The organism is Lactobacillus sp. 3B(2020), from assembly GCF_013487845.1.
Lineage (GTDB): Bacteria > Bacillota > Bacilli > Lactobacillales > Lactobacillaceae > Limosilactobacillus > Limosilactobacillus alvi.
Window position 1 is genome coordinate 1414404 of sequence record NZ_CP047410.1, and the last position, 17819, is coordinate 1432222.

Below are 17819 nucleotides of genomic sequence, written 5' to 3' on the forward strand. Positions count from 1 at the left end.
AGGTTGGAAATACAAAAACAGTGAGGCCGTCAAGGAGCTTTTTCCCCAGCCTCACTGTTAAGTTCTTTATTCATGATAATTTTTTAAATACTTAACCGCATCATTAAAGGTTTGAACCGGGACAACTTTCATCCCTGGCGCATATTTTTTAGCGGTTGCTTTGGCCATTTGATAATTTGTTTGATGACCTTCTTCATACTTAAGAAGTTCTTTAGTTGGTTTAACGTACGGGGCAAAGAAAATCTTTGCTCCGGCTTTATGAGCAGCGATCACCTTTTTATCAATTCCACCGATTTCACCAACTTGGCCCTTGGCATTGATCGTTCCCGTCCCCGCAATCTTTAACCCGTGCCGTAAATTTGTCTGGATTAGTTGATTGTATACCTGGAGGGCAAACATCAAACCACCAGAGGGTCCACCGATTTGCCCAGGGGTGATTGAAGCCTTGATCTTGGTATCAACCTTAACATTATCAGTCAAGATGATGCCAATCCCAGTTTTGCCAGTTGCAAGTTTCACTAACCTTTGTTTTGCTTGGGCCACTTTTCCATTGTGAAGGTAAGTGACTGTAAGTTGACTCCCAACCTTCTGGTGTGCAATGTATTGTTGATACCCACTAGCATTGTTAAAGTGATGACCATTGACAGCCGTAATCGTATCACCCACTTTAATCTGATGGCGGAATTTAGAATTCTTTTGCACTGAAAGAACATAGATTCCTAAATATTTTTTCGTGTATTCCTGGTGGGCTGCTTTATAAGCAACCGCAATTGCTTCATTAATTGCGCTTTGCATATAAAAATCTTGAACTTTGTTGTAGGTCTTATTTGATTGTCCACCAGTCACTTCCGCAGCTGATTCGATCGTTGCATGCGGATTAAACTTTGCCCACACCCACGTTGCCGGTCGCGCTTGTTGAAGATAAACCGAAGTAATCATAAAACTACCCTTTTGTTTATCAGGATGTCCTTGGACCTTTACATAGGCTTTGAGATCATCAGCTGATCCCGGACTCTCGATGTAGCTATTTAATGGCCAGAACAGCGCCCAGCCAATAAATAGGATTGCCACAATTACTCCGAAAATCCGGCGCAAAATCCGTTGATCCTGTTTTTTACTCATTCAATCGCCATCCTATTTTTGGTTTTGGTTACGCAGGCTAATCCGTTCTTCTTCCCGTTTTTGCATCCGCTTAGCTAAGTCGGCCGAAATATTTGATGGTAAGTAAGGATCAATATCACCACCAAAACGGGCCACTTCTTTCAAGAGACTACTTGAAAGGTGTTGATACTTAGGATCGGCTAACAAAAATACCGTTTCAACTTGATCATCCAAAAATTGGTTCATCGCCGCAATATCGCGTTCGTACTGGAAGTCATTAGTATTCCGTAACCCCCGTAACAAGTAATCAGCGCCAATTTTGTTCATCAGATTAACTGTCAGACCGGTTGCTGTAATCACCGAAACATTATCAAAACCACTTGTTGCCTTCTTAACTTGGGCTACCCGTTCTTCAACACTGAAGAGCGGATCCTTGGCCGTATTAGTCATCACCGCAACAGCTAACTGATCAAATAAAGCACTCCCCCGCTTAATTAGATCGAGGTGGCCAAGGGTCAAAGGATCAAAAGTTCCTGGAAAAATTGCTACTTTCATTAATCGTTCTTCCTTCCTGTAAAGTGATAAATGTTCAAAACCGTGATGCCATAATCTTGCCGGCGCACCATTTCAAAGCCAGGTAAATCAACTGGTAGGTTTGCTTCTTGATTTGTTTCGGCGACAATCACCGCCCCTGGGTTTAATAAACCAAGTTCGACCATCAAAGACAGGTTTTCAACAATTTTTTGTTTTGCATACGGGGGATCGAGGTAAACCAAGTCAAAATGTTCATTTTGATTTTGTAAAAGGTGCAGCGCCTTGGTAGCATCCTGCTTAAAAATTTGAAACTTTTCCGGCCGTTTGGTGGCTGCAACGTTCTTTTTAATTGTCTTGATTGCCGCATATTGCCGGTCAATCAGGACCGCCCGGTCAATGCCCCGGCTAACCCCTTCAATACTCAGACCACCGCTACCCGCAAATAAATCTAAGCTCACGCCCCCATCAAAGTAGGGACCAATAATATTAAACAAAGCTTCCTTAACTTTATCGGTGGTTGGTCGCGTTGCCATCCCCGGAACGGCACTTAACTTTCGCCCCCGAAACTCACCTGAAACTACTCGCATTCTTTAATCATCCTCATCTTGTGTTTTATATAATCCGGTCGACTTTAGATCCACCACTTCGGGATCAAGTTCGCGCCAGTGAGAAAACACGACTTTGGTTACATTACGTAACTTTTTAATTTCTGGTAAAACACTTGCTACACGGTCTGCATCGACGTACATGATAACATACCGCATTTTTTTTGAAACATATTGAATACGGCCATAGTGCCTCAGCACGCGAATAACTCGCCGACTCGCAATCGAAACAACTAAACTCTGCCGTTCTTTAATTTTAAACATTCATCGTCGCCCCTTCCCCTTGAATTTCTCGTTCGTGAATTCGACGAGCAACGTTTAAAACTAAACCTAGCGAAGCACTTAAGACGACCATACTTGAACCACCATAAGAGATGAATGGTAAGGTCACCCCAGTAATTGGTAATAAGCCTGATACCCCACCGATATTAAAGACCGTTTCAATACAAAAGAAAGTGGCAACCCCATAACAAAGGAGTCCTTCATAAACGTGATTAGTTTTCGCTCCCAGATAAATTGCACGACAAACAATGACGGCGATTAAGCCTAAAATAATCACAACCATCACAAAACCAAGTTCTTCGGCAATTACTGCTAGGATAAAGTCGGTATTCGGTTCTGGTAAATACCCCATCTTTTGAATACTATTTCCTAGACCAACCCCGGTTAACCCGCCGTTACTAATCGCATAATAGGAATTAACCAGTTGGCTACCGGCCCCATTTTTCGTTCCAAATGGATTTAAGTAAGCCACAAACCTAGCAACCCGATAACTATTTCCCGCATGGTCAACAAGCCAACTTGAGCCAAGGGGCAAGCCAAGCATTACCAAAATCACAATTGAAGTTAAAATTAAGGAACTGCGTTTCCAAGTTGAACCACTAGCCAAAAACATTACGAGGGCGATGACTCCGTTAATTGCCATCCCCCCAGTATCTGGCTGAATCAAAATCAAACCCAAAATTCCAACAACAACTAATGCCGGGCGCACATACTTAATTTTATAATCTGGATTAGGATAATTTTCCATCGATGCAAAATGATGCGCCAAATAAATAATCAAGTAAAACTTGGCAACTTCGGCAGGTTGAATACTAAAAAAACCTAAATCTAACCAACCCCGAGCACCATTAACCGCTTGCCCGATTAGTCGGACCAAAACTAATAGCCCAATTACCCCCCAACAGCCGTACTTCACCAGCTTGGGGTAGCGTAATTTTTCAATATTCATATTGTAAATAAAAAGGGTAATGATGAGCCCCATGATTACGTAAATTGCCTGTTTAATTAAATAAGCAGTTGGCGATCCCCCAGTTTGCATGCGAATTGCGGCACTGGCGGAATAAACCATTACGATTCCAATTCCACATAAAATGATGTATGGCAAAAAAAGCCACAGATCAAGCATTCTAATTTTCTTCCGAATTTTCCACATAACTTCCTCGAATTCCCGTTAACTAATTTGTTAGCCCTTGATAAAATTATCTGTTTAACATTATAACGCAAGCCTTATTCTTCTGATACTAAGCAAGATTAATTAGCTAAATTTTAAACGATAATGATAAAAAAAGGCCTGGAAGAAACGCACGTTTCTTCCAGGCCTCCTTTGCATCTCCGAATGTTACTCAGTAACTAAGGTCCAAAAGCACGGCCTTAGCGGATAAGTGCGAACGAAAGGCTGATTCTAATGAATCAACCTTCGTTCTTCTTATCCCAACCAGGCCGTCAAGGAGCTTTTTTCCCAACCTCTTTTCAACGCACACTTACTTGTTTTGTGCTTGCTTACGCCGCTTAGCAGCCTTTTCCCGGGCATTGGTATTCAGAATCTGCTTCCGTAACCGAATATTTTGCGGTGTAATTTCACAGTATTCATCATCGTTCAAGAATTCAAGTGATTCTTCCAATGACAAGTGGGTTGGCGTCTTAATCCGCGCCATTTCATCAGAACCAGCAGCCCGGACGTTCGTCAAGTTCTTACCCTTGGTGATGTTAACCGTAATATCGTTTTCCCGGCTGTTTTCACCAACGATCATTCCTTCATAAACTTCCGTCCCTGGATCAATTAACAAGGTCCCCCGGGATTCGATTCCCATCATGGCGTAAGTCGTTGCCTTCCCAGCATTCATGGAAACCAAGGTCCCCTTTTGCCGACCTGGGTTCCAGTTTCGAATAACTGGAGCATACTTTTCAAAGGTGTGGTTCAAAATCCCATAACCACGGGTTAAGGACATAAATTCCGTTGAGTAACCAATTAAGCCCCGTGATGGAACAAGGTAAGTCAAACGAGTTTGACCATTATCCGTTTGTTCCATGTTTTGCATTTCACCCTTCCGCTTGTTAAGGGAGTCAATTACGGAACCAGTGTATTCGTCAGGAGTATCAACTTGAACTTCTTCAAATGGTTCACATTCAACCCCGTCAATTTCCCGGTAGATAACTTGTGGCCGAGAAACCGCTAATTCATAACCTTCCCGCCGTAAAGTTTCAATCAAGATGGAAAGGTGTAATTCACCACGACCAGAAACCGTCCATGCACCTGGATCATCCGTGTCATCCACCCGGAGTGAAACGTCAGTATGCAATTCGGAACGTAACCGGTTTTCAAGCTGCCGTGATGTAACGAATTCACCTTCTCGACCAGCAAATGGTGAGTCATTAGTCCGGAAAGTCATTTGCAACGTCGGTGGATCAATCCGCAGCGGGGTTAAGGCTTCTGGATGGTTAGGATCGGTAACGGTTTCCCCAACGTTGATATCTTCCATCCCAGAAACGGCAATTAAATCACCAGCTTGGGCTTCTTGGATTTCTTCCCGCTTTAAACCGAAGAACCCGAAGAGCTTTGTAACCCGGAAGCTCTTTTGGGAGCCATCAAGCTTCATTAAGGTAACTTGATCCCCAACCTTGATCCGGCCACGGAAGACCCGACCAATCCCGATCCGGCCAACGAAATCGTTGTAATCAAGAATTGCAACTTGGAATTGGAGTGGTTCATCTGAGTTGTCAATCGGTGCAGGAATCGTCTTGATAATGGTATCAAAGAGTGGCTTCATCGTGTGTTCTTGGCTTGCAATATCGGAGTCGTAACTTGAAGTTCCGTTCATTGCTGAAGCATATACCACTGGGAAATCAAGTTGGTCTTCGTCAGCCCCTAACTCAATGAAAAGGTCTAAGACTTCATCCACAACTTCTTCTGGACGAGCGCCCTTCCGGTCAACTTTGTTAATCACAACAATTGGCACAAGGTGTTGTTCCAATGCTTTTTTCAAAACAAACCGGGTTTGTGGCATCGTTCCTTCAAAGGCATCGACAACCAAAAGCACCCCGTCAACCATCTTCATAACCCGTTCAACTTCACCACCGAAATCGGCGTGACCTGGGGTATCTAGAATATTAATTTGGTACTTACCGTACTTAACCGCCGTGTTCTTTGAGAGAATCGTAATCCCCCGTTCACGTTCAATAGCGTTGGTATCCATAGCCCGATCTTGGATATCAAAGTGTTCTGGCAAAGTATCAGATTGCTTTAACATTTCGTTAACTAAGGTCGTCTTACCGTGGTCAACGTGGGCAATGATCGCAATGTTTCGAATATCGTCGCGCGATGTCAATTCTAATCTTCCTTTCTTCTTATGGAATCAAAATTTTTCATAAAAAAACTGTGACGGAAATTGTCACAGTAAGCCGGCTAATTAACAAGGGTGAAAACGTCAGTCGCCACTTGCTTCGTCGCTACTAATACAAAGTTGGATGATAGCACATCTAAGGACGGTTTGTCAATTGATTTGACAACCAGACCGAGAGTTTCCGCCAAAACTCGTCCGGCAGCTAAGTCCCAAGGCTTTAAGTAGGAAAGATACATTCCAAGCCGCCCTTCCAAAACATTAATCATTTCAATGCCCGCACTCCCGTATAAGCGTAAGCCGCTGGCATGTTTAAGAACCGTTTGCAAATTATACTTACTTGACAATAAGATCCCATGGTTAATGTCGATTAAAGAATCCCGTAAGCTCAAATTTTGGGGTGCCGTTAATTGCGTATCATTACACCAAACACCAAGTTCGGGTCCCCCATGATAAAGGCGCTTATTCATGACGTCCATAATGTAACCAAGTTTCGGCTGACCATCTTCATAGCAAGCCAACATAATCGCAAAATTAGTCTTTTGCTTAACAAAATTAAGGGTTCCATCAATTGGGTCAACTATGTAAACCCGGCCTTTGAGCGAACTTACTTGGTCCCCAAAACCCTCTTCGCTAATAATTTGCGATGTTGGATCAATTTTTTTCAAAGCTTGATCAATAAAACGTTCATTGTCCTTATCGACTGTAGTTACCAAATCATTAAATTGGGTTTTTTGATCCACCTCAAATGAGGTCTGCATCTGCCGGAGGGTTCGCTCGCGTGCTTGCCACATCAAGTCCTGTAAATTTTTGTCTAATTTTTCCATCATTCTACCCCTAATTTAACCTGACCGCTTTGCTTTTGAGTTGCCACTTTCACAACTTCATAAAGTTCATAACCACTCACCCGCGCAAAAGCCTTGCTAAGACGTTTTTCTTCACTTTTAGCCGGGATAACTTTTTTAAAGGCTTGATAAACTTCCAAAATTTTAGGTGCAGGAATCCCAACCTCGTAAGCATCTTCAACAACCCGAAACATTGACATTACGGTTTCAACTTCTTTAACTGACCAACTTGGATCAAGGGGGTAACTGTAATTTGCGTTCATCATCTATATTCCTCTTAAAATAAATTATTGGGAACATTTTACCATCATTTCTGAGATGCTTCTAATTTGGTGACTTAAATGATTGACTTTTCCAAACGATGAGATCCCTTTCCGAAGTTAATTAAGGTGTGTTACACTAGCATAAGTAAGATTAGCGTTTAAATTGGAGGGATTTTTTTGTTTTTAATGAAGGATATTACGCGTGATGGCAACCCGGTCCTTCGTAAGCGGGCTGCTAAGGTTGAATTTCCCCTTTCAGACGAAGATCGGGAATTAGCGCGGAAATTAATGGAATATCTTGAAGTTAGTCAAGATCCTGAGCTTTGCAAGAAGTATGGTTTGCGAGCTGGGGTAGGTTTAGCCGCCCCGCAAGTTGGGGTTTCAAAGCAGATGGCTTCTGTCCTCGTCCCACCGGAAGAAGAAGGTGGCAAGCCATTATTTAAAGACGTTATCATTAACCCCGTAATTGTCAGTGAATCCGTCCAATATGGAGCCCTGACCGAGGGGGAAGGTTGCCTTTCCGTTGACGAAGATATTCCTGGCTACGTTCCGCGTCATGACCGGATTACTCTCAAATATACGGATGTTGATGGTAATGAACATAAGGTTCGGCTAAAGCATTATCCAGCAATTGTCTGCCAACACGAAATTGATCACCTCAAGGGCGTGCTATTTTACGATCATATTAATAAAGATGATCCATTTGAAGCTCCTGAGGGAACGGTAATGTTTAGTTAGTCGCGATTAAAACCTAAAGCGAGGTTGGGAAAAAAGCTCCTTGACGGCCTAGTTGGGATAAGAAGAACGAAGGTTGATTCATTAGAATCGGCCTTTCGTTCGCACTTATCCACTAAGGCCGTGCTTTTTGACCTTAGTTACTGAGTAACATTCGGAGATGACAAAGCGGGTGAGCAGAAACGCGTTTCTGCTCACCCGCTTTTTTTATCTCCAGTTTACCCCAAACCATGATCCGGGAGCTTTTCCCATCCCCATGCTGTATATCGCTCTATTGATCTAAAACGACAAGGGCTGTTAAAGTAGCTGCATAGTAACTATTCGTTGGTAGCGGACGCTCAATGATTGCCCGTTCCCGGACGAAAAGAGAATCATAACCAGCATTTCGATTAGCCGATACAGCCGCAAATACTGGGGCGCTGATACTGTTACTTTGATAGTGATTTAACGCTTGTCCATTAAGTCGGTATCCTGCCGTAACCCGGGGCTGCTTTTCGAAAAACTTTAAGAGCCGTTTCTCTGTATCCCTGGCAAGGGAATCATGACTATGCGCTAATAACATCGGTACCCGACAAGCATTTCCAGCATAGTTACCATCATTTGGTCCTTCAACCGTATTTGGCTGTGCTGGGACAGCACTATTGCCTGTAATATAAGCAAAATCCGGAACTAGTCCGGTCTTGTTTTGATGACTTAATTGATTTAAGCGTTTTAACATCACTTGCTTAATTTCTAACCACTGATGATTTCCTGTAGCCCGGTAAAACTCATCAAAGGCTTCTGGCATGACGTCTGAAGTCCGTAACAAATTCCAATCACGACTCTTCTTGGTCACCCAATTACCGACAGTTAGCACCTTCGTCTGGGGATTATACTCATCCCGGAGAACCGCCGTTAAAATTTCTTTTCCTAACTGGCCATAGTGATGACCCGGCCATCGCTGATCAGCCCGAAAAAGCGCTTGGGCAATGAGTAAATCCCCATCAGTTGCGGAATTATGATTACTTTTTATGAGTTTCCCCTTGGAATTATAAAATTGCCGCCAAGCCATCAAAGCAGTCTTTTGGCCGTGGTGAACATCCCGATTGGCAAGGTAATAGTTAACATACTTTTGAAACTCTGTTCGGTTGGCCCAACCGTGTTCAGCAGCCATTAAAGTAAGTAACATCCCATACCCTTGCCCTTCAGAAAGAGCAACCATGGTCCGGCCATTCCCAGCTTTTGAGTTTACGATAATTTGTTGATGAGGTAATTCAACCACATAGTGACGATGCCATTATTGGTAAACATTATTTTGTAGCTGGTGATTATTATCTAATCGGACGTAAGAAAGAATGGCAACATAGGCCACCGTTATTACGCCGATCAATAGCCAAAAAAATCGGTTTAACTTCATAATTTTCCTCCGTCAATCTGCAAACCGTTTTGTCTTCACCCAATGGGCTTTTCGTCCTGTTATGCGGTCAACCATTAGTGAACAAAAGGCATGCACCGAAACAGCGATGAAAATTTGACCATACGTAAAGTACGCAGCCAAGGCCAGCCACAATTGTTGCGGATTAGTTTGGCCAAATTGAGTTGCCAAACTGAGGTTAACCTGTAAGATCGACAAAAGGATCATTAAGACCCAATTAATCAATAACACTTGATATAGCAATAAGGCATTGGTCCCAAAGGTGAAGGGAACTACTAGCCCTTGACCCGGAACAATCATGCTTAATACCCCAACCCCAACGTTAATCAAAAACAGGATGTCAGAAAGGATAACTGCTAAATTAAACCAAAAAAAGTTACTAATAAAGTATACTTCTTCCAGCTTAACCCGCCAGTGTGAGCGATCAAAGAGATGCTTAAAGTTCATAAAGACAACTTGATAATTTCCCTTCGCCCACCGCAACCGTTGATAATAGTAATCCTTCAAATGTTCTGGTTCTTGTTGGAAGGCCTCAGACTGATAAGCAAGGGCGATTTGTTTGCCTTGGATCATTAATTTAAAAGAAAGGTCCGTATCTTCAGTTAAGGCCCCGTTTTGCCAACCACCCATTGCTTTCATCGCACTAGTCAAAATCACAAAGTTAGTCCCCGGAATGTAGCCAATGCCAAATAGGTTCCATAAAGCAATATGGCGGATCCGCTGGGTTACCATAATTTCTTGATTAATACACCGGGTTAAGAAATTCTGTTGCGCATTTCGCGTTTTATTCCGTCCATACGCTGCCACATAATTCTTAGGATCCTCTTGAATTTTCCGCATTAAGAAATACAAGGCGTGTTCTTCCGGCATCGCATCAGCATCATAAACCGCAATGTACTCACCTTTTGCAATCTTTAAAGCATCGTTTAAGACTCCGGCTTTGCCACCAGTCCCCTTTCGCTGAATAACCTTAATGGTTTGTTTTGCGTATTCCGGTTTGGAAACGACCTTTAACATTTCTTTTGCCGTATTATCCGTACAGTTATCTGCATATAGTAATAATTCCAACTTGTCACTTGGATATGCCATATCCAAAATTGCCTGCACCGTTTGGCCAATTACCAACGCTTCATTATGTGCTGGCACCACGATCGTGACTGTTGGATAGCGTTTAAGGGGCTTCATCTGGGTCCGCTTTGTGGCGTGACCAAGCCAAAATTTAGTTGCCCCAAACAAATTAATTAATGCCACTAAGAGGCCAATCCAGATCGTGATCAAAGTAAACATTAAGACAATTTTAACGATCACTTGTACCGTCCTCCTTTGATTCAATCACGGTATGCTCAACTAAAAAGTAGATAATCCAGTCACAAACAAAGAGGACTAAAAAAGCAAGAAAGAAGATCACTGTGATTGCAATGGCAAGCCACATAAATCCGTTAATCATCGTTTTCCTCCACTAAATATTCAATCAAAATATCCGTTTCCAACTTCCGCACCAGATGATTTAGTAACCGTCCAAAGTTATATTTAGTGGCAGTTACTGGGGTTAGCCGCGTCCGGCCAATTTTAATCCCCTTTGGGTTTTCGGGGGCGAGTTTATCAAGGCGTTGCCGCGTCAAAGATGAGAGCGTTTCAATCTGTGATGGTGTTAAATTATAGGAAAAGATTAGAAAGGTGGCATCATCTAAATAGAAGAACTGTTCACTTGGCAGGCGATGTTGTTTTAAGTCTTGGGAAATGGTTTTTAAAAAATCATTGTGTTCACGAAGGTGAAATTGCTCATATTGCCGATGGTGTTCCCAGTGAATGGCCGTTACATCTAGACTAGTCACAAATTTTCCCTCTTCTAACAGGGATTGGGAAATGTGATAAGTTCTTTGGGCCGCATTCTGAGTTCGGAGATCAACGATCGGATCCCGCTCCGTTAAATATTGATTAATTTCTTTTTTCGCGGCCGCAATTTACCGATATTCAATAAGTTTTGAACGTAAAACGGTCGTTAACGATGCTATTAATGGAAAAGCAACTAGCAATAATAACTTAGCCGGGATGGGAATTAACAAATAACCAAATAAAAGAATTGCAATCCCAATTGATGTCAACCCAATCAAGAGCCAAGAAAGCATTAACCCGGGAACGAATAGTCCCACTAATGCCCCTAATAAGATTTGGAGTCCCAACACGACTTGAATATTAATCGGGTAACGTTGCACCCACATTTCCATCCCCAGCGGGAAGATTAGGAGAGCAATGACTGCCAAATAGACCCCAAATTGCTTCTGTCGTTTCACACTTTCTTCCTCCATTTGTCCCATTTTTTCAAAAATGTTTATTAATTAGTCAATCTTTTTTATTATACCGAGTTCGCCTATCATTGTATATTGTTTATCTACATTAAATTCTAATTGAAACAACTGCTTAACTAGCTCACTAATTTAGTTTTGAAATAAAAAAAGCAGGAAGCTTTTCGCTTACTTCCTGCTCTTTTTAATCGAATGTAGAAAACTTATGCTTCGCCCCAAATAACGCTGAAATTTCTCGCTTTTTAGGCTTAATGCCGGTCCACTTTTTCGATATCCTTAACGTACTCTTTAGTGGCTTCATTTGATAATTGAGCAACTTCAATGTGTAAATCCTGTTCATAGGTCCACCAGTCGGTAATTTGGTACTCAACGGTTGAATCAATTAATTGTTTGGCAACTGCTTCTTTGGTAAGCCCTTCCTTTTGCTGAGCAGTGAGCTGATTTAAATCAATAATATATTCAAATACCAAGACTCCTTTCCCCCAAACATCAGCAATAATTTGCGAATCGGTTGGCGCCTGATTACCCACTAACGATTCTAAAATTGGAATTACCATGGCATCCGTTGCTTGTTTGGCTTCTTTTTGTAACATCAGGGTGGCTCGTTTTACGAGCATCCGGTGGAAAATTTGGTATCCGAATGCTACTAAGAGAAAAGCAATAATTACCGTTATAATTAAGGACATTTATCTCGCCCCTTTCGTTTCTTTATCTTTAGGATAACATAGTTATTCGGATTTGGGACGACTTCCCTGCCGAAGTGTGCTAGAATAGATTAGTATTTGGCAAAATAAAATAATGAGGAGCGTTGAAATGACTTTTAAAATCTACTTCCAACCAGATCAAACAATGACCCCCCGGCGGGAAAATACGAAATCTATCTACGTCGAAGCTGATTCCGAAGCCGCTGCTCGGCAAATGGTTGAACAACACACTGAGTATAATATCGAATATGTTGAACTACTGGACGAAAAAGCACTCGATTACGAAAAGCAAAGTCCAGACTTTAAGTTAACCACGTTCTAATTTTGTGGTTGATAAAAAGCGGGGCTGGGGGCGGACCCTAGTCCCGTTTATTATTATGGAGGAATTGCTGAATGCATTTTTCAATTATCATCAATGAAATAGCAGGCGGTGGAAATGCCAAAGTTGCTTGGCAAAAAGTTAAAGCTCGGCTCGATCAATTGAAAATTAATTATACCTTTCAGATTACCAAAGCGGCTGATCATGCAACTTATCTAGGACGAAAACTTGCTGACCGCTTTGCTGGTAGTTCAGACGAGATTGTCTTGGTAATCGGCGGAGACGGGACCCTTCACCAGGTCTTAAATGGTTTGATGAAGAGTGAAGCTAATCGCAAGCATCCCCTACCAATCGCCTATATTGCTTGTGGGACTGGCAATGATTTTGCCCGAGGTTATGGAATTAATCTCGATCCATTAGCTGCGCTTGATCAAATTTTAGCGGCTAAACAAGCCACTTTAATTAGTATTGGGCATTATTTTGAAGCCATTAAGAACGAAGAAGGCTTTTTCTTTAATAACATTGGAATTGGCTTTGATGCCTCGATTGTTAGCCGCACCAATAATTCCAAGCAAAAGAAAAAGCTGAATCATTTCCACTTGGGACATCTTTCATACCTTGCGAATGCCATTGGGGCTTTATACAATCAAGAACCCTTTGAGTTAATGGTCGAGAATCAGCATCACCGGGATTTTTACCGGAAGTCCTATATCGTGATCGTTAGCAACCATCCCTTCATCGGAGGTGGCTTTAAGATTGCTCCGGACACGAGTTTATACGATCCAAACCTTGAGCTAGTCGTGGCTGAACGGAAGAACTGGGTGCTGACCTTAATTCAACTCTGGCGATTTGCCCGCGGAAAATTAGCTCATTCGCGGTTTGCTCACCGTTATCATGCCAAACAACTACGTTACTCCACTACCTCCCTAGAATTTGGCCAAATGGATGGTGAAGAAATGGGAAATCGGTTTGTCGATTTAACCTTTGACACAATTGCTTATCCAATTTGGGAAGTGCCGTTAACGAAAAAAGAAAATTAATGCAACAAAGGCGGGAAGAAATCAATTTCTTCCCGCCTTTGTTATACTTTTACAAATTACTTAACGCTATAAGACCACCTGGCCATTTGGTTGCGGACTAGGGGTTAGTTTAGCTAAAAGCCTTGATAACTCCAAACGTCGTTGCTTTTTCGGAATAAAAATACCCATTTTCTCCCGGTCAAAGCCAGTCACCAACTTGGTTGAATCAAAAATAACCGGATTCTTTAGAATTCGTGGTGAAACTTCAATTGCGGCTGCTAACTCATCAATTGTGATGTTTTGCGTATCGAGCTTTAGCGCCTTAGTATCCCGTGACCGCATTGAAATGAGATCATCGGTACCATTAAGCGACAGGGCCAGCAACTGACGAACTTCGGTTTTAGTCAGCGGCTGTTTTTCTAAATTCCGCTGTTCAACTTTAATTCCGCGACTCGTTAACCAATTAACAGCCTTCCGCTTTGACGGATCATTAGTATGAAAATATAAGTTAACCATCCTGCCACCTCACTTTAAATTTAAGTTTATTGTAGCAATTTCTTTCGTGTGTGACAGTTTTTTGGAAGCAACTTAATAAATCTTTATTATTTTAATCTAAGGCCGTTTGCCATTCTTTCCAAGCAGCTTCCCCATCAATTCCAGTCGTTGCCCGAGCACCTGCACTTAATTTTGCCCGCTGATCGTCATCTTTCATCAAAGCGATGATCGCATCAGTAAGGGCATTTTGATCACCGTTAGCAACCAGGCGGCCGTTAACCCCATCTTGGATTAATTCGTGGGGGCCATACGGGTAGTCATAGGTTAGGACTGGAACTCCGTGAGCCAAAGCTTCGGCCATTGCCAATGGATAATTATCATTGTCGCTGGCATCTAACATTAGCTCCGCCCGGTCATAGACTTGATTAACGTCTAAAGTATAGTCTTCGAGGCTAACAATTCCCGTTAAACCGAGGTCATTAATTTGCTTTTGATAGGCATCATGGTCACCACCATAACCGTAAATCCGGAGTCGAACCAACGGTAATGCTTGATGAACCTTCTGGAAGGCTTGAATTAGAGTTGGGGTCCCCTTATCATCATCGGTCCGCCCAACGGAAACGATCAAACCTGGTTCGCGGTGAATTTCATTCTCAGACACTTGGGCTTCGACCGCCGGATTGATGGTATAAAGATGAACCTTTTTACCTAAGCGTTCCCGCAACATTGCCGTTTGGGTAGCCGTTGGCACGATAATCCCCGTCCACCGACTAAGGTTTTGCTTCGCTAAGGCTTCACTGTAGATTCCGAGGAATGGTGCACTGATTGGATTTTGACCATGAGCAACGTGATCCGTAGCCATCCACAAGAAGAGCTTAGCCTTAGACTTCATTAAGAACAATGGATGTACCGTCGAACCTGGTCGATCAGCAATAAAGGCCTCCTGACCATCGGCTTGGCGGTTTAATTCATCCAAGAAGAAAGCCGTTAATTGGTCATAGTCATCAAAGTAATAGTCTTGACCTTGGTAATTACGGAGCACTAAAAGGGAGTTAATTGGGGTTCCCGTTGTTGATTCAACGTAGTAGGATTCCAGATAAACCGTCCCGTCAGGTCGATAGTAGCGTTCGTAGTACTTTTCCTTTTGCTTGGTTCCGTAAAATTCTTCGCGCCATTTAAAACCCCGGGAATCATAACGTTGAACCATCGTTAACTGGCCACTTACATCGTACCAATCTACATGTTCGACTTGACCAAAAGTCCCTCCAATGAAATGGACTTCACAAATTAGTTGGTCCCCAAAGGTCACCTTCCGGTAGTTGTTCCCCCCACTCACCATATATTTAGCTGGTAAATGTAAGTCTTCAACGTGTAATTGACGTTCGGTTGCGGATTCAAGGTTGCCAAAGAAATCATGCAGGGTCACGACTTGTTCTCGTTTAACCCCAAGCCTTGGTAAAGTTAAACTTAAATTCGGCATTTCTTTTGTAAGGGCAAGCTTCGCATTTATCCCATGGTTTTTAAACAACCGGAGGCGCTTAATTTCAGTATGTTCCACACTGGAATTACGATCAAAAAGGTATTCATTGACAAAGTAAACCATCTTTTTTATTTTGCCTCCATATCATCAATAATTGCTTGGTAACACTTCATAATGTTTGCTTCAGAATAACGCTCAGCGTCTTCATAGGCGCCAGCGCTAAACCGTTTTAGCTTTGCTTGATCCGTTAAGAGATCAATAATCCGGTCAGCTAATTGATCCAGATTTTCATTTTCAGTCAAATAACCAGAATGACCATCAACGACGATATCACTTGGTCCGTACTTGATGTCATTGGCAATCACTGGTAAGCCGTAAGAAAGGGCTTCAACTAAGGCCATCGCCAACCCTTCTCCCCGGGTTGGGAGAACCATCAATTGCGCTTGCTTATCAATTTCAGGGACTTTTTCAGCGTAACCGCGGAAGTGGACCGAGCTCTCAATGCCTTCATCCTTCACGATTTGCTTCAAAGTCTGATCAAAGTTATCGTTAGCGTAACCCCAAAGATCCAATTGAGCATCCGGAACGGCCTTGAGAATCCTTGGCCAAACCTTTAATAAGTGATCCTGTTGCTTCTCCGGTGAAAGCCGGGCAACCACAACTACTTGGTGAAGCTTCCGGTTTTCAAATGGAACATGTGGTGCATTCAAAACTTCATCCGGCACAATCGCACTTGGCACCATGTAAACCTTCGACTTCGTCCACCGGGCTTCAACATCAGCCTGTTGATGAGGGGTAAGAACCCCAATGTCGTCCCAAGCTTCAGCGTTATTAAGGCCCCAGTCATAATTAAAGTTTAATGCTGAATGCAAGATATCATCATTATCAACTAACTGGTCACTATGGAGTTGCATAACCCGGAAGACTCGCTTTTGCATATGCAAAACGGCCCAACCGATTTCAAAGACCCGGTCAACAATCAAACCAACTTTTTCACCGTTATTAATCTTTGGATCATCAACAATTTGATCATAGAAGAATGACGTTAATTCCTCTAAGCCGTTAAAATGGTAATCTTGACCTTGATAATTAAGTTGATAGCTAACTAAATCCTTATCTCGTTGATTCTTAAAGTTAGTTTTAACGATGGCTAAGCGGCCACTTGGCGTGTAATAGTTTTCGGCTGAAATCCGGTTATTCCAATCATACAACTGTTCAACCGATTTAAAGCCCCGCACATCATACCAAACCACCTTCACCAGCTTACCAAAGCGATCAAAGATTTGTTGGTTAATAATCGTCTTTTGGGCATTATCACGGCGCCGGACATACATCACCCGTTGGTTACCGTCATAGAAGTTGTAGTTAATCCCATCAGCCTTTCGTTTCCACTTGGGATTTAAATGGAGATCCTTCATGGTCACTGCTTTCCGTTTAACCAGGACTGCCTCTTGAAAGTAGTCAAAGAGGTTTACAAAATCATGGTCATCAACCCCAGCGTTGTTCATCACTTGGTGAAACTCATTGGAATATTGACGCGTAATAATTTTAGCCGGTTGGTTAAAGTGCTTAAACAGATTTAAGCGCTTAATTTCAGCATGCTCGATCCCTGACTTATTTTCTTGAAAATTATCGTTTAAAAAATAAAGCATTGGTATTCCTTTCCCTTACAAATTAATCGTTTTAATAATAACAAACTAATCAAGTTAAATTAGTCGCTTTCAACAAAAAACGGGTTAATTAAGCATTTAAACCTAATTAACCGGTAACTCATTTTTCCTAATTTTACCCCGATTCTATTGGTCAGCAATTGTCATCTTATAGTTAGTTGTTTTTCCGTTAGTTGTTACCTTTACTAAATAATCACCAGAATTATTAAAGGCCTTAGAAATTTCTTTTACCTTATTTGATGAGGAGAAAGTAGCATAAATTACTCCCGAGTGAGCACCAATTACCCGTACGGTAGTTTGACGTGGAAGAATAAACTTGACCTTAGCTTCGCCATTACCATCTAGTTTTGGATTAACCGGCGTGTAAGCAAACTTGACCTTTTTCTCCAACTTTGCTACTTTTTGCTTCGCCTTTTGCTTTGCCTCCTTTTGTTGTAGTTTTGTTTGCAAGGTTTCTTGCTTATGGCGATTATAGTAGAAATGTGGTAGCGCATTTGGATGACCAACCCCATAAACAATTCCCCCAAGGCTACCAAAGAAGATAATGATTAAAAGCCATGAGAGAAAGACCGTAAACCGGCTTGCATTAGTAACTCGTCGATAGTGCTTAATTAATTGTACCCGGGCAACTAAAATCAAAATGAATAACACAAACGAGGCAATCGCCAAAACAAAGAAGAGGTTAAGCATGTCAAACTCCTTATGAAAA

The 17819-nt window shown here is 42.2% G+C and carries 21 protein-coding genes; 3 read left to right on the forward strand and 18 right to left on the reverse strand.

Translation table 11 applies throughout. The features are described from left to right. Nucleotides 1-66 precede the first annotated feature (66 nt). The 8 genes from GTO83_RS07030 to GTO83_RS07065 form a co-directional block, all read right to left on the reverse strand. Nucleotides 67-1122 (reverse strand): SepM family pheromone-processing serine protease, encoded by a 1056-nt coding sequence (locus GTO83_RS07030; RefSeq protein ID WP_180870012.1) that lies wholly within the window; start codon nt 1120-1122, stop codon nt 67-69. Nucleotides 1123-1134: 12 nt separating this feature from the next. Then, the gene (gene coaD / locus GTO83_RS07035) at nt 1135-1656 is read right to left on the reverse strand and encodes a pantetheine-phosphate adenylyltransferase (protein WP_180870013.1); all 522 of its coding nucleotides are present in this window, start codon (nt 1654-1656) and stop codon (nt 1135-1137) included. Next, the gene (gene rsmD, locus GTO83_RS07040; RefSeq protein WP_180870015.1) at nt 1656-2222 is read right to left on the reverse strand and encodes a 16S rRNA (guanine(966)-N(2))-methyltransferase RsmD; all 567 of its coding nucleotides are present in this window, start codon (nt 2220-2222) and stop codon (nt 1656-1658) included. The genes coaD and rsmD overlap by 1 nt, the downstream gene beginning before the upstream one ends. Nucleotides 2223-2225: 3 nt before the next feature. Next, a complete protein-coding gene (locus tag GTO83_RS07045) occupies nt 2226-2504 on the reverse strand; it encodes a YlbG family protein (protein WP_180870017.1) in 279 nt (92 codons plus the stop codon). Beyond that, nucleotides 2497-3675 carry an FtsW/RodA/SpoVE family cell cycle protein gene (locus tag GTO83_RS07050; RefSeq protein ID WP_180870018.1) on the reverse strand — a complete coding sequence of 393 codons (1179 nt, stop codon included), beginning with the start codon at nt 3673-3675 and terminating at the stop codon, nt 2497-2499. Before GTO83_RS07050 ends, GTO83_RS07045 begins: the two co-directional genes overlap by 8 nt. Before the next feature lie 328 nt (nt 3676-4003). Continuing rightward, complete coding sequence (gene typA / locus GTO83_RS07055) at nt 4004-5848, reverse strand: translational GTPase TypA (protein ID WP_180870020.1); 1845 nt, start codon at nt 5846-5848, stop codon at nt 4004-4006. 77 nt (nt 5849-5925) lie between these two features. Next, entirely contained in the window at nt 5926-6690 is a 765-nt protein-coding gene (locus GTO83_RS07060) for an inositol monophosphatase family protein (RefSeq protein WP_180870022.1), read from the reverse strand. Next, on the reverse strand, nt 6687-6971 hold the full coding sequence (locus GTO83_RS07065) for a UPF0223 family protein (protein ID WP_370524244.1): 285 nt from the start codon (nt 6969-6971) through the stop codon (nt 6687-6689). The genes GTO83_RS07060 and GTO83_RS07065 overlap by 4 nt, the downstream gene beginning before the upstream one ends. A 174-nt stretch (nt 6972-7145) precedes the next feature. Here GTO83_RS07065 and def point away from each other — a divergent pair, with 174 nt between their 5' ends. Continuing rightward, complete coding sequence (gene def / locus GTO83_RS07070; RefSeq protein ID WP_180870024.1) at nt 7146-7706, forward strand: peptide deformylase; 561 nt, start codon at nt 7146-7148, stop codon at nt 7704-7706. A 268-nt stretch (nt 7707-7974) separates the two neighbouring features. Here the strand turns inward: def and GTO83_RS07075 are convergent, their stop codons facing one another. From GTO83_RS07075 to GTO83_RS07100, 6 genes are all read right to left on the reverse strand, one after another. Beyond that, nucleotides 7975-8964 (reverse strand): glycosyl hydrolase family 8, encoded by a 990-nt coding sequence (locus GTO83_RS07075; RefSeq protein WP_255463109.1) that lies wholly within the window; start codon nt 8962-8964, stop codon nt 7975-7977. Between the two features lie 147 nt (nt 8965-9111). Then, nucleotides 9112-10425: a glycosyltransferase gene (locus GTO83_RS07080; protein WP_370524246.1), complete on the reverse strand. Its 1314-nt coding sequence runs from the start codon at nt 10423-10425 to the stop codon at nt 9112-9114. After that, complete coding sequence (locus tag GTO83_RS07085) at nt 10415-10564, reverse strand: hypothetical protein (RefSeq protein WP_180870025.1); 150 nt, start codon at nt 10562-10564, stop codon at nt 10415-10417. Before GTO83_RS07085 ends, GTO83_RS07080 begins: the two co-directional genes overlap by 11 nt. After that, nucleotides 10557-10952 (reverse strand): hypothetical protein, encoded by a 396-nt coding sequence (locus tag GTO83_RS07090; protein WP_180870027.1) that lies wholly within the window; start codon nt 10950-10952, stop codon nt 10557-10559. The genes GTO83_RS07085 and GTO83_RS07090 overlap by 8 nt, the downstream gene beginning before the upstream one ends. A gap of 129 nt (nt 10953-11081) precedes the next feature. After that, entirely contained in the window at nt 11082-11411 is a 330-nt protein-coding gene (locus tag GTO83_RS07095) for a hypothetical protein (RefSeq protein ID WP_180870029.1), read from the reverse strand. 260 nt (nt 11412-11671) lie between these two features. After that, the gene (locus GTO83_RS07100; RefSeq protein ID WP_180870030.1) at nt 11672-12109 is read right to left on the reverse strand and encodes a hypothetical protein; all 438 of its coding nucleotides are present in this window, start codon (nt 12107-12109) and stop codon (nt 11672-11674) included. A 127-nt stretch (nt 12110-12236) separates the two neighbouring features. On the opposite strand from GTO83_RS07100, the gene GTO83_RS07105 reads away from it, so the two are divergent. Both GTO83_RS07105 and GTO83_RS07110 read left to right on the forward strand, forming a co-directional pair. Continuing rightward, a complete protein-coding gene (locus GTO83_RS07105) occupies nt 12237-12449 on the forward strand; it encodes a DNA-directed RNA polymerase subunit epsilon (protein ID WP_180870032.1) in 213 nt (70 codons plus the stop codon). Nucleotides 12450-12520: 71 nt separating this feature from the next. Beyond that, a complete protein-coding gene (locus GTO83_RS07110; protein WP_180870034.1) occupies nt 12521-13486 on the forward strand; it encodes a diacylglycerol kinase family protein in 966 nt (321 codons plus the stop codon). A gap of 66 nt (nt 13487-13552) precedes the next feature. On the opposite strand, the gene GTO83_RS07115 is transcribed toward GTO83_RS07110, so the two are convergent. The 4 genes from GTO83_RS07115 to GTO83_RS07130 all read right to left on the reverse strand — a co-directional run bounded on the left by GTO83_RS07115 (nt 13553) and on the right by GTO83_RS07130 (nt 17800). Continuing rightward, nucleotides 13553-13981 carry an ArsC/Spx/MgsR family protein gene (locus GTO83_RS07115; RefSeq protein ID WP_180870036.1) on the reverse strand — a complete coding sequence of 143 codons (429 nt, stop codon included), beginning with the start codon at nt 13979-13981 and terminating at the stop codon, nt 13553-13555. Between the two features lie 91 nt (nt 13982-14072). Continuing rightward, complete coding sequence (gene asp1 / locus GTO83_RS07120; RefSeq protein ID WP_180870037.1) at nt 14073-15563, reverse strand: accessory Sec system glycosyltransferase Asp1; 1491 nt, start codon at nt 15561-15563, stop codon at nt 14073-14075. A 5-nt stretch (nt 15564-15568) separates the two neighbouring features. Continuing rightward, a complete protein-coding gene (locus GTO83_RS07125) occupies nt 15569-17092 on the reverse strand; it encodes a glycosyltransferase (protein ID WP_180870039.1) in 1524 nt (507 codons plus the stop codon). A 144-nt stretch (nt 17093-17236) separates the two neighbouring features. Then, nucleotides 17237-17800, reverse strand: a complete 564-nt coding sequence (locus GTO83_RS07130) for a hypothetical protein (protein ID WP_180870040.1) — start codon at nt 17798-17800, stop codon at nt 17237-17239. Between the last annotated feature and the right edge of the window lie 19 nt (nt 17801-17819).

Bases quoted from the DNA above. Each gene is read 5' to 3' on its own strand.
- GTO83_RS07130 (WP_180870040.1), bottom strand. From the start codon at position 17,800: ATGCTTAACCTCTTCTTTGTTTTGGCGATTGCCTCGTTTGTGTTATTC.
- asp1 (WP_180870037.1), bottom strand. From the start codon at position 15,563: ATGGTTTACTTTGTCAATGAATACCTTTTTGATCGTAATTCCAGTGTG.
- GTO83_RS07060 (WP_180870022.1), bottom strand. From the start codon at position 6,690: ATGATGGAAAAATTAGACAAAAATTTACAGGACTTGATGTGGCAAGCA.
- GTO83_RS07105 (WP_180870032.1), top strand. From the start codon at position 12,237: ATGACTTTTAAAATCTACTTCCAACCAGATCAAACAATGACCCCCCGG.
- GTO83_RS07100 (WP_180870030.1), bottom strand. From the start codon at position 12,109: ATGTCCTTAATTATAACGGTAATTATTGCTTTTCTCTTAGTAGCATTC.
- GTO83_RS07050 (WP_180870018.1), bottom strand. From the start codon at position 3,675: ATGTGGAAAATTCGGAAGAAAATTAGAATGCTTGATCTGTGGCTTTTT.
- GTO83_RS07030 (WP_180870012.1), bottom strand. From the start codon at position 1,122: ATGAGTAAAAAACAGGATCAACGGATTTTGCGCCGGATTTTCGGAGTA.
- coaD (WP_180870013.1), bottom strand. From the start codon at position 1,656: ATGAAAGTAGCAATTTTTCCAGGAACTTTTGATCCTTTGACCCTTGGC.
- GTO83_RS07125 (WP_180870039.1), bottom strand. From the start codon at position 17,092: ATGCTTTATTTTTTAAACGATAATTTTCAAGAAAATAAGTCAGGGATC.
- GTO83_RS07110 (WP_180870034.1), top strand. From the start codon at position 12,521: ATGCATTTTTCAATTATCATCAATGAAATAGCAGGCGGTGGAAATGCC.
- GTO83_RS07065 (WP_370524244.1), bottom strand. From the start codon at position 6,971: ATGATGAACGCAAATTACAGTTACCCCCTTGATCCAAGTTGGTCAGTT.
- GTO83_RS07085 (WP_180870025.1), bottom strand. From the start codon at position 10,564: ATGATTAACGGATTTATGTGGCTTGCCATTGCAATCACAGTGATCTTC.
- rsmD (WP_180870015.1), bottom strand. From the start codon at position 2,222: ATGCGAGTAGTTTCAGGTGAGTTTCGGGGGCGAAAGTTAAGTGCCGTT.
- GTO83_RS07045 (WP_180870017.1), bottom strand. From the start codon at position 2,504: ATGTTTAAAATTAAAGAACGGCAGAGTTTAGTTGTTTCGATTGCGAGT.
- GTO83_RS07115 (WP_180870036.1), bottom strand. From the start codon at position 13,981: ATGGTTAACTTATATTTTCATACTAATGATCCGTCAAAGCGGAAGGCT.